Origin of the sequence: Paenibacillus ehimensis NBRC 15659 (assembly GCF_004000785.1) — a bacterium.
Taxonomy (GTDB): Bacteria; Bacillota; Bacilli; order Paenibacillales; family NBRC-103111; genus Paenibacillus_G; species Paenibacillus_G ehimensis.
Map to the genome: position 1 here is coordinate 1 of NZ_BILX01000126.1, position 10,225 is coordinate 10,225.

Consider the following 10,225-nt stretch of genomic DNA (forward strand, 5'->3'; position numbering starts at 1 on the left):
AGCAACCCCATAGGGGGTTATTTTTTTATTCTACCCCAACAAAAAGGAGCAGTTTGCCTAAGAAGGCAACGGCTCCTTTTTTTATTGAGTCCTTAGGGGATTACGAAATCTTTAAAGGACTGGCAGATTTATTTGCGAAGCTAGCACCAGCAACTCCGGGCGGCACAGCCGGTATAAAGGATTATGCTCTTATTTATTCTGTTCAATTCTTCATTGGAGTCTATTTCAGTTGACCGCTAGTTCGGATGATGACGTTAGGAATAACCAGCAGCAGCACAATAGAGGCATAAACGCCGATGGCGTAGCTGGTGGCGTAATGGAAGCCGAATCCCTGATGAAAAACAAAGGTCGTGAGATGAATCAACATATTCGTGAAACAAAAGGCGTAGCTTCGAATCATCCAGTTTCGGTGCGAGGCGATCCGTTTCTTTTTGATTTGGACAAGCGCCGTAATAGTTATGAGCAGCCATATGATATTCAGCGCATTGAATCCCATACTGCTTATTTTTCCTCCGGTAGCGTAAGGCGCCATATATCCGGAAGTCAGCACCACAAGAAGAACGGATAAGAAATAAATGTAACCGTTGATGCGATGGAGCCTGCGGCTTTTTTCAAAGATCCGGTTAGAAAAGTTGAGCAGCCCGGCTGCCATGGCGATGCAGGCAAAGGCAACATGCACATACATTACGTTTAACCAGACGTGGGTTTTAAGCTCGCGAGTTAGTCCGGTTTTCTGACTCAAAAATTCCTTGGCCCCGGGATCAATAACATAATTATCGACCAAAGCGTAGAAAATAAATACGATGGTGATACAGGCCAAAATTACGTATGGCGTATTGCGTTTCTTCATGTGATCCGAATCCTCCGTTGGTTAAGAAACCCGCATGCCTGTTAATTTAGATCCCGGTAAGACGCCGGCTTTAGCGAATCCGGTCATTTGGTTTCCTTCGGCAGCAACTTCGAACCTCAAATTTAACCGCATTGGTTTCGAGATTTGCAGCGACCAGGTAAGCTTATCGTCCTGAAGCAAAGGATTTATAAACTCGGCCGTTTCGTCCCCTTGTGTCGCCGTCCCGCGGATCATCCCATCCCTTGTCGAGATCGAGAGCCTGACCTGCAGTTTACCGACTGGCGTAGCGATGGTCGTATCCCAATCGCCGTCAAAGACAGATCCCTGGCGATTTGGGTTATGCCGGATGCCAGAGGTCGCGGTCGTTGTGTTCGTCGTGTTCGGATCTTCGCTGGTCAATGTCTTGTGCGTGCCGGGCGCTATACCTTTTTCTCGCCAAACCGTTCCTCTCCGTTCATACTCAAACAACTGCTCTACCGCGTGTGCCAGACGAGGTCCAAGCTTACATTCCAGCAAATACAGAGCAACATCGAGCCCCGATGTTACTCCTCCCCCGGTAACCAGATTGCCGTCGTCGACAACGCGTGCCGGGACGGGAATGGCGCCGGTCGACCCAAGCAGATCCATGCCCAGCCGATGGGTTACTGCCGGTCTGCCTTCCAATAAACCTCCCATAGCCAGGATCAAGGAGCCGCCGCATACCGTGGCGACGACGATGTCTTGTTGCCCAAGTGCCTGTTTGATCAAGCGGGTCAATGCTGTATTCGTTGCCCGGACCAAAATAGCCGGGACCGAGTCAGGGCCATCTCCTTCGACGTCGCCGGATGCGCCAGGGACCACAATGATTCCCGCGCGTTGCGGGTTCAATCTGCCGCTTGCTTCAATTTTTAATCCGTTGATGCCGCTGGGGACAAGCCTTGGCCCTTCGGCCGTGACGAATTCAACGCTTAGCGCTCCGCCTGCTAACAATTCAGCAGCGCAAAAAACCTCGTAAGGCGCAATGGCATCTAAAAGGTCGAAGCCATCAAATAGCACGATTTGAACGGACAGCATAACCGGATCCTCCTTTTCTTGCGTCAGTGTAAATTTTTGTCGGTCGCATCACAACAGAATCATAACAAGGAAATATCTCGAACGAAGCTGCAAAAAAGTCACAAAACCATAAACAATTCATCACAGAACGGAAGGTTTCGTTTTTCTTATAGAAAAACATGATACACTTATACCGACATCACGCTTGAACAATTTCGTATAAGCAGATACATCGGCTAAAAGGTGGAGTGCTTGTGAATGAATTCAAAACGATTCTGGTCGTGGATGATGACGAAAGTATCGTCGAGCTTTTGAAGGATTTTTTGGAGAATGAAAACTTTCAAGTAAGAACCGCTGGTGATACCGCTCAAGCACTTGCCGTGTTCCGGCAGAGCACGATTCACTGTATGGTTGTGGACATCATGATGCCGGGACTGGACGGTTTTGAATTATGCAGGCGAATTCGCGCGGAGAGCAACGTTCCTATCCTGTTCTTGAGTGCGCGCGGCGACGATGTAGACAAGATTCGAGGCTTGACGCTCGGCGGAGATGATTATATCGTCAAGACGGCTTCCATTGGGGAAATTGTTGCCAGAGTGAAAGCGGTATTGCGGCGTACCGGTTCTCAGCAGGAAATCGGCAGAGCTGTCTTAGACTATGGACGCCTCAAAATAAATCTATCCACGCGTGAAGTATTGGTTGAAGGACAAAACATCTCGCTCACCCCTAAGGAATTTGACCTGCTGCGATTGTTTGTTGAGTATCCGAGGGTTGTTTTTTCATATGATCAATTGCTTCATAAATTTTGGGATGGAGTGGGCGATAAGCATACCATTCGTGTTCATCTCAGTCGACTGCGCGAGAAAATCGAAGCTGATCCGAATCAGCCCAAGTACCTGATTAACGTTTGGGGTGTTGGATATCGATTCGAGGGAAGATAAAATGAGAGCTCTTCGTATTCGTACGTTTGCCGTGCTTGGCTTATTTTTCATACTGCTTGTGCCGTGGATTTTTTTTGTTACGGCACATTTCTTGCAAACAAAAACGTTCAGCCTGGGCGGGAATCAACTGCAAGATCTGAGAAACCAAAAACATTTGACGGAGACGATTCGCCTGATCGAAACCAACACGGATCTCTGGACGGATCCGGGATGGCAAAGCCGGCTGCAAACTCATTTACGGAAAGCGAACCTGGATGCGGTTATTCTGGACGCCTCAGACCAGGAAATTTATCGATCCAATCCAGTGCGCGAAAGCGCATTGTTGTCGACAGAACGGTTCTCAATTATTGAGGGCGGGCAAGTGCTTGGAAGGGTTGTCGTTTACCTGCCAAATTCAAAAGCAGTTTCAATGATTGCCGGGTTTGCCGGACTTCTGCTAGCGTTTTTTATTGTAGGTATTGGAATGCGAAGGTCCATTCTCAAGCCCCTCGACAGGATGAGCATTGCTGCTCGACAACTTGCCGCCGGCGATTGGGATGTCCAGCTGCCTTCGTCCGGCATTACGGAAATTGCCGAAGTACGCGATGGCTTCAAAGTGATGGTGGAGGGGCTTCGAAAATCACACCGGAAACAAGTGGAATTGGAAGAAGAACGTCGATTTGTCATCGCCGCTGTCGCACATGATTTAAGGACACCGCTATTCGCATTACGGGGTTATTTGGACGGGTTAGAACAAGGCATTGCGCAATCTCCGGATAAATGGGCAAAGTATTTGGCGGTTTGTAAAGAAAAATCGGCGCAGTTGGACCGGCTGGTAGAGGACCTTTTCACCTTTACAAAGATTGAATATTTGGAAGCGGAGCTTAACAAAAACACGATTGACTTTAAACTTATACTGCAGAAGGCGATTGACAGCCTGAATCCGCTAGCCCGACAAAAACACATCTCCGTAATCATGGATCATTCCGCCGATGATTTCACGATATTTGGCGATTCACACTTGCTGGAGCGTGCGATGAACAATCTTTTGGATAACGCTGTCAGACATACGCCATCCCATGGGCAAATTCTCGTTCAATGCGATAAGGACGAGCATAAAGTAAGGTTTACCATTCAGGATACAGGGCCGGGATTCGCTTTAGAGGAGCTTCAACGAGTGTTTGAACCGCTATATCGCGGCGAAGTATCGAGAAATCGTTCGACAGGAGGAGCCGGATTAGGGTTAACCATTTCACAGAGAATTATAAGGCGGCATGGAGGCGAGCTTATCGCAGGGAACCATCCGGATAAAGGAGCCCTCCTGTCAGGTTGGATCCCTTCGGCTGACAGCTTAGGAGGACGTTAATCGTTCGTATCCAGCTTGCGCTTCGTGCGGATAAACGCAATGCATTGCTTGATTTCTTCCTCGTTGAGCGGCGCTCCGTCCAGAAGCAGCTCCACGTCGAACCGCGTGCGCGCCTCGGACAATTTCAGTTTATCGTGCAGCTCCACTCTCCATGCTTTCGGATAAAACGCCGGATTATCAATCCGGCCGAGCAAGTAGTCCACGGACGTTTCCAGCAGATCGGCGAGCTTCTTTAACGTTTCCAGCGGCGGTTCCCGATACCCCGATTCGTAGCCTGCGTAGGTGCTTTTTGCAATGCCGAGCCGATCGGCTGTATATTGTAACGACCATTTTTTGCTTTTTCTCAGTCGGGATAATCGTGTTAACATGGAAAATACCTCCTCATACCCATTCATTATAACACGTTCTATTCGCGTAACGCATAAGAATATTCTTGTTTTTCGCAAATCTATTCACTATAATGAAGAATGTGGTCGCGTTACGCGTACTTTTTCAGATGGATTGTGCTCAGGTCGGTATCATCCGATGAGATGAAAGGGTGCTTGGATAGAGATGAAAAAAATACTGCTGCTATCGACCGGCGGAACCATTGCTTCCGTCCCGGGCGAAAACGGGCTGGCTCCCAAAATGGGTGCGGAAGAGCTCCTGCATTATTTGCCGGAACAGAACCGGTCCTATCAGGTGGAAACCAAAATTATCATGACGATCGACAGCACGAACATGCAGCCCGAATATTGGATCACGATTGCCAAGGCCGTCTACGAGCATTACGATCAGTATGACGGTTTTGTCATTACCCATGGGACCGACACGATGGCGTACACCTCCGCCGCGCTTTCGTACATGCTGCAGCATCTGGCGAAGCCAGTCGTGATCACCGGCTCCCAAGTTCCAATTGTGTACAAAAGAACCGATGCGAAAAAAAATATTATCGATTCGATCCGTTTTGCCTGCGAGCCCGTGGGCGGGGTTTATGTTGTGTTTGACGGCCGCGTCATCATCGGGACAAGAGCGGTGAAGATGAGGACCAAAAGCTACGATGCGTTTGAAAGCATTAATCACCCTTATATCGCTTATATCGAGGAAAATATTACGTACCATCATCCGGTCCGGACGGTGCGGAACAAGGAGCCGCGTCTGGATGCTTCGCTTTGTCCCGACGTCTTTTTGTTAAAGCTGCTTCCGGGCACGAAGCCGGAGCTTTTTGATTGCTTGAAGGGACTGTACAAAGGTATCGTGATCGAAACGTTCGGGAGCGGAGGATTGCCGTTCCAAGAAAGAAATCTGATTCCGAAAATAAACGAGCTGATCGAGGCGGGGATCGCGGTCGTTCTCACGACGCAATGTCTGGAAGAAGGGGGAGACCTGGGCCTGTATGAAGTCGGGCGGAAGGTGAACCAAGACCTGATTATTAATTCCAGAGATATGAATACGGAAGCGATTGTTCCTAAACTCATGTGGGCGCTGGGGAAATCGATGGATATCACCGAGGTAAAGAAAATCATGGAAACGCCGATCGCCGGCGACACGACGCTCTAATCGGGCGATGAGAAGTCTGCAATCTGCGTAAAGGAGATTGGCAGACTTTATTTTTATTAGCCGTGAAAAATAGTTTATCATTACACATGGAAAAGGCAGTCCTCCATGAATAGAGAACTGCCGCTGTTATTGTGCTCGGCTCTTCCACTTTACTTTGACAGCACGGGCTTCGATGCTGCGGTTCTGCCCAACGAAAAGGACAGCCATGCGAAGAAAAGGCCAAGGAGTACGCTGGCTCCACCGACCCATCCGAGGGGGGCGGCCGTATAGCGGTCCACGATCAGCCCGCCCATGCCCGCTCCTACAGCCAATCCGAGCTGAAAGACGGAAGTATTGACGCTGAGCGCGATTTCGGACGAATGCGGGGACAGGGTGATCAGGTAATACTGCTGGGCCGGTACCGTCGTCTGCACGGCGCCGATCCACACCATGGTCGCCAGCATCGCGCCGATAACAAGCTGAGCCGCGAAGGGAAAAGCGATCAGAATCGCGGCATGCAGAAGCAGGCTCACGTAAAGCGTGGGCCGAATCCCCCATTTGTCGGTGGCGAATCCTCCTATACGCGATCCAGCGGCACTGGCGAGCCCTGCCAACAACAGTGTCGTGCTGACAAGCGCCGTAGACATCCCCGCTGCGGATTGCAGGAGGGGCGTAATGTACGTATAGACGGTCGAGTATCCTGTCACGAACAGGAACGAAATCAGCAAAGCCGTGACGACCTGGCTGTTCTTGAGGGTAGCCAATTGGGCCCGTAGCGGGACAGGGTCTTGTTTTGGCAGCTTGGGAAGGTACGCCATAATCGCCCACGCGGCGATGATGCTAAACACGGCAATGATCAGAAATACCGAGCGCCATCCCCACAAGTCCCCGGCCATGGTGCCGGCGGGCACCCCCAGAACGAGCGAGACGCTAAAGCCCATGAGAATTGTACCGATCGCGCTTCCCTTTTTCTCGGGCGGAGCCAGGTTAGCCGCAGCGGCGAGCGCTAACACCGTATACACGCCTCCGCTTAATCCCAGCAAAATCCGGGAGGCCATTAATACGGCAAAGCCTGCGCTGACAAATGCCAGCAGATTGCCGGCAATGAATAATAGCAGTGCCGCCAAGAGCAGCTTCTTTCGCTCCATACGGGCGGTGAAGGCGATCAACAGCGGCGAGCCGAAGGCAAACGCAAGAGAGAAGGCCGTGACCAACTGCCCGGCGAGGGAGAGGGGGACCTGCGTATCCTTCGCGATCATGCCGATAATTCCGGTGACAATCGACTCCGCCGTACCCACCATAAACTCCCCTAAAGCAAGCAAATAAATTCCGATATAACGAGACAACCGCTTCACTCCTTGTATGAAACCTATGGTTTTGTTGTTTTGTCGATTCCCGCGCGGGTGCGACAGAGGATGGTTAATGACATTTTACAAAAACAATTTTATAATTTACATACATGAATAAAGGTGTTTATTCCGTACCAATTTAATGATTAAAGTTAATTGACGCTTTTCACTTATATATTCGAAAGGAAGATTTATGTGGATCAAGTGGACTACAAAATTTTAAGCCTGCTGCACGAAAATTCCCGTATTCCGATGGCGGAGCTGGGGAGAATCATCGGGATGACGCAGCCGGCCGTGAAGGAGAGAGTCAGGAAGCTGGAGGAGCAAGGAGTGATTACGGGATACCACGCGGCGATCTCCCTGCCGAAGCTGGGCAAGAATACGACGGCCTTTGTCATGTTTCGTACGAAAAAATGCGCCGCCTTTATCGAATTTTGCAGACAGTCGCCCGAGGTGACGGACATGTACCGGATTAGCGGGGAGTACAATTACATGCTGAAGATCGTTACCGAAACGACCGAGGAGCTGGTGGCTTTTTCGGAAAGATGCGGCGAATTCGGCTACTCCTATACGCTGATTATGCTCACGGCTCCGTTCGAGCACAAAATGACGATCGAACCGCCAATCGCCGAAACGGCGGAGCCTTGGTCGAACTAACGAGCATGATGGGAAAGCATTCATCAGCTGCGCAAAAAAAGCTTAGCCGTTTTCCTATGAAGGTAAAGCGGCTAAGCTTTTTTGGGCTTGTTTCTCGAGCCGCTACGCGAGCGGGTTCCCGATGTGGGCCGCCCGCACGTACACGCGCTGACGGTGCTTCTCGACCTCGACCGGGGCCTCGAAGAAATCGGTTAAGATGTCCGCCTCGAGGATGCTTTCGGTGGGTCCGCTGCGGACTACCTCGCCTCTGCGCAGCAGCAGTGTGTGACTGAAGGCAGGAACGATTTCTTCCGTATGGTGGGTGACGTAAATCAGCGTCGGCGACTGCTCCTGGCAGCTCAGCTCCTGGATGCTGTCCAGCAGCTTTTCGCGCGAGAACAGATCCAGCCCGTTGCAGGGCTCGTCCAAAATGAGCAGGTGCGGGTCGGCCATCAGCGCCCGGGCGATCAGCACTTTCTGCTTCTCTCCCTGCGAGCAGGTCCGGAATTCGCGGTCCCACAGATGCATGCAGCCCAGTGTGCGCATCAGCGCCTGCGACCGGTCCAGATCTTCATCGGACAGCCGCTCGTATAAGCCGATAGTCGCGTATTTGCCGCTGATGACCACATACTGGGTTTTGTCGGTGGCGTACAGCTTCTCCTGCAGCGAGGAGCTGACCCAGCCGATGGAACGGCGCAGCTCGCGCAAATCGACCTCCCCGAACCGGTGACCGAGCACGGACACCGACCCTGTCGTCGGCCAGAGATAGCCGTTAATCATGTTCAGCAAGGTCGTTTTTCCCGATCCATTCAGGCCCAGCAGCGCCCAATGCTCTTTGGGACGCACGGTCCAGCTGACATTGTGCAGCAAATAGTTCTGGCCGTTTTTCCAAGTTACATTCTGAATGTCAATGACGTGTTCCATAGGCTGACCTCTTTCCTTTGTTCACCATTGTCTATTTCTTCATCATAAAACAAGGACGAAGCCGTGTCGATGCGAAAAGTGCTCATCCCGAAGAGCAATTTTTGCTACATTTCGTTTTTTGTGTGATAGCGGTTACAGACCAGTAATATACATAAAAAGTATGATATTTACACTTCCCTTCGACCGATGTACTATTAGGGATATAGGCAGGGAGGAGAATTTTATATGGTAACGACCATTCAAAGTATGAGAACGATCGTTGAGAATGAGTTGCAGCTCCACGGATACACTCCTTCGCAATTCAGCGAGCTTGCAGGAATCCGTATTGAGCAGCTGGATTACCCCCGGTCCGTCACCATAGACCAGCTCGACAAGATAGCATCCGTGTTGGGGCATGACCCCGGTTGGCTTTACGAATTGTATTTGGGCCAATGTTTCTTGAACGATAAGCTAACCTGTTCGCAGCAATTTTCCTTAGCGGAGAGCCTGTTTGAGCAAGGAAAGAAAAAAGAGGCCATTCCGCTTTACCGCCAAATTGTCGATAACGGAAACACAGAAGACCCGCAGTATGTCATGAGTCAGTTCCGGTTGTTTCAATCGCTCATCGGAACCGGGGTGGAAGAAAACAGAGAAGCCGTGTTTCGTTTTGAAACCCATTACAAACATCTGCCGGAGGATGTCCGGCTGGACGCTCTTTTGCAGATGGCCAACGTTTATTACACCTTCGAAAGATGGGATAAAGTCGGGCAATATGCCGATGAACTCAAAGAGCTGGCCACCGTGATCTACGAAAAGTTGATCAATCGTGAGCTGTATAAACCGCTGCAAACGGAACGGCATTTAGTGGTGTACTATGGCCAAGGCTGTCTAATGAAAGGGGTGGCTTTAACCAAGCTGGAGCAATACGAAGAAGCCAAGCGCTGCGTTCAGGAGTATTCCGATCTTTCGTGGTTTCAAGGTCTTGACGAAGTCGGCAAAAAGGAGGTTGAAAAATTCCGGGTTTGGGGAAAAGGAAACGCTCTCATCCTAGAATTGAACACGGGCAATCTCAAAGTTCTGCCCGAATTATCCGCGTATCTGGAGGAATACCCTAACCAAATTCTCCCCAGTTTATCGGTCGTCATGAGAGCCGCAAACCGGTACCATTTTTCCGTCGATGCGATCCTGGCCAAATTCGAAAAGCGAATCCCGTCCGTCGGGAAGATTTACGATCACATTAATGGCACGCAGCTGTTTCACTTTTGGTACGAGAAGGTCATTTACAGCTTCAAAAGAGGAGGGAAGCACCAAGCGTTAAATGAATTAATTCACGCCTTGGGTCTGGCCCAAAAATTGCGTTATTATTCAGGGTTCGAACGATGCGTTTCTTTGTTCTGGAAGCACGTTGACCATGCGACGGAACAGCAAAAAAAGGAATATGAGAAAATTTTGGAAGGAGTGTCCGTATGATGAAAAAAATGCTGGTACTTCTGACCTTGGGGTTCATGTTCTTGAACGGCCTGTCCGTATCCTATCAACCGCCGGCAAACGAGTCTGTTAAAATGCTATACTTCCACGATAACGGTGTAGGAGGCTAATACTCGATCTCAAGGAGTCCCGCCGGTTCATGGAACCGGTCAGGGGCTCCTTT

Annotated in this window: 11 protein-coding genes; 6 read left to right on the plus strand and 5 right to left on the minus strand. The window is 50.2% G+C overall.

Annotation, left to right across the window (positions count from 1 at the left end):
- Window positions 1–233, plus strand: a 233-nt coding sequence (locus PEH01S_RS35205) for a hypothetical protein (protein ID WP_218032727.1), incomplete at its 5' end; no start/stop codon positions are given.
- Here the strand turns inward: PEH01S_RS35205 and PEH01S_RS33055 are convergent.
- Window positions 221–850: a DUF2306 domain-containing protein gene (locus tag PEH01S_RS33055; RefSeq protein WP_025849873.1), complete on the minus strand. Its 630-nt coding sequence runs from the start codon at window positions 848–850 to the stop codon at window positions 221–223. The genes PEH01S_RS35205 and PEH01S_RS33055 overlap by 13 nt on opposite strands.
- A 21-nt stretch (window positions 851–871) precedes the next feature.
- Window positions 872–1,903 carry a DJ-1/PfpI family protein gene (locus PEH01S_RS33060; protein WP_127490324.1) on the minus strand — a complete coding sequence of 344 codons (1,032 nt, stop codon included), beginning with the start codon at window positions 1,901–1,903 and terminating at the stop codon, window positions 872–874.
- A gap of 233 nt (window positions 1,904–2,136) precedes the next feature.
- Between PEH01S_RS33060 and PEH01S_RS33065 the strand changes: the two genes are divergently transcribed.
- Together PEH01S_RS33065 and PEH01S_RS33070 are read left to right on the plus strand one after the other, a co-directional pair.
- Entirely contained in the window at window positions 2,137–2,823 is a 687-nt protein-coding gene (locus tag PEH01S_RS33065; protein WP_127490325.1) for a response regulator transcription factor, read from the plus strand.
- A gap of 1 nt (window position 2,824) precedes the next feature.
- The gene (locus PEH01S_RS33070; RefSeq protein WP_127490326.1) at window positions 2,825–4,168 is read left to right on the plus strand and encodes a sensor histidine kinase; all 1,344 of its coding nucleotides are present in this window, start codon (window positions 2,825–2,827) and stop codon (window positions 4,166–4,168) included.
- Here PEH01S_RS33070 and PEH01S_RS33075 read toward each other — a convergent pair.
- Window positions 4,165–4,536 carry a helix-turn-helix domain-containing protein gene (locus PEH01S_RS33075; protein ID WP_025849877.1) on the minus strand — a complete coding sequence of 124 codons (372 nt, stop codon included), beginning with the start codon at window positions 4,534–4,536 and terminating at the stop codon, window positions 4,165–4,167. The two genes, PEH01S_RS33070 and PEH01S_RS33075, sit on opposite strands and share 4 nt — an antisense overlap.
- Window positions 4,537–4,720: 184 nt before the next feature.
- Here PEH01S_RS33075 and PEH01S_RS33080 point away from each other — a divergent pair, with 184 nt between their 5' ends.
- A complete protein-coding gene (locus tag PEH01S_RS33080; RefSeq protein WP_127490327.1) occupies window positions 4,721–5,707 on the plus strand; it encodes an asparaginase in 987 nt (328 codons plus the stop codon).
- A 149-nt stretch (window positions 5,708–5,856) separates the two neighbouring features.
- On the opposite strand, the gene PEH01S_RS33085 is transcribed toward PEH01S_RS33080, so the two are convergent.
- Window positions 5,857–7,032: an MFS transporter gene (locus tag PEH01S_RS33085; protein ID WP_127490328.1), complete on the minus strand. Its 1,176-nt coding sequence runs from the start codon at window positions 7,030–7,032 to the stop codon at window positions 5,857–5,859.
- Window positions 7,033–7,230: 198 nt separating this feature from the next.
- Here PEH01S_RS33085 and PEH01S_RS33090 point away from each other — a divergent pair, with 198 nt between their 5' ends.
- Window positions 7,231–7,692, plus strand: coding sequence for an Lrp/AsnC family transcriptional regulator (locus PEH01S_RS33090; protein ID WP_127490329.1), 462 nt, complete (start codon window positions 7,231–7,233; stop codon window positions 7,690–7,692).
- A gap of 102 nt (window positions 7,693–7,794) precedes the next feature.
- On the opposite strand, the gene PEH01S_RS33095 is transcribed toward PEH01S_RS33090, so the two are convergent.
- Complete coding sequence (locus tag PEH01S_RS33095; RefSeq protein ID WP_127490330.1) at window positions 7,795–8,595, minus strand: ABC transporter ATP-binding protein; 801 nt, start codon at window positions 8,593–8,595, stop codon at window positions 7,795–7,797.
- A 225-nt stretch (window positions 8,596–8,820) separates the two neighbouring features.
- Here PEH01S_RS33095 and PEH01S_RS33100 point away from each other — a divergent pair, with 225 nt between their 5' ends.
- On the plus strand, window positions 8,821–10,044 hold the full coding sequence (locus tag PEH01S_RS33100) for a helix-turn-helix domain-containing protein (protein ID WP_025849882.1): 1,224 nt from the start codon (window positions 8,821–8,823) through the stop codon (window positions 10,042–10,044).
- Window positions 10,045–10,225 lie beyond the last annotated feature (181 nt).

What these genes read in the sequence shown, in the direction of transcription:
- PEH01S_RS33055 (WP_025849873.1), bottom strand. Translation starts at nt 850, where the DNA reads ATGAAGAAACGCAATACGCCATACGTAATTTTGGCCTGTATCACCATC.
- PEH01S_RS33060 (WP_127490324.1), bottom strand. Translation starts at nt 1,903, where the DNA reads ATGCTGTCCGTTCAAATCGTGCTATTTGATGGCTTCGACCTTTTAGAT.
- PEH01S_RS33070 (WP_127490326.1), top strand. Translation starts at nt 2,825, where the DNA reads ATGAGAGCTCTTCGTATTCGTACGTTTGCCGTGCTTGGCTTATTTTTC.
- PEH01S_RS33075 (WP_025849877.1), bottom strand. Translation starts at nt 4,536, where the DNA reads ATGTTAACACGATTATCCCGACTGAGAAAAAGCAAAAAATGGTCGTTA.
- PEH01S_RS33080 (WP_127490327.1), top strand. Translation starts at nt 4,721, where the DNA reads ATGAAAAAAATACTGCTGCTATCGACCGGCGGAACCATTGCTTCCGTC.
- PEH01S_RS33095 (WP_127490330.1), bottom strand. Translation starts at nt 8,595, where the DNA reads ATGGAACACGTCATTGACATTCAGAATGTAACTTGGAAAAACGGCCAG.
- PEH01S_RS33100 (WP_025849882.1), top strand. Translation starts at nt 8,821, where the DNA reads ATGGTAACGACCATTCAAAGTATGAGAACGATCGTTGAGAATGAGTTG.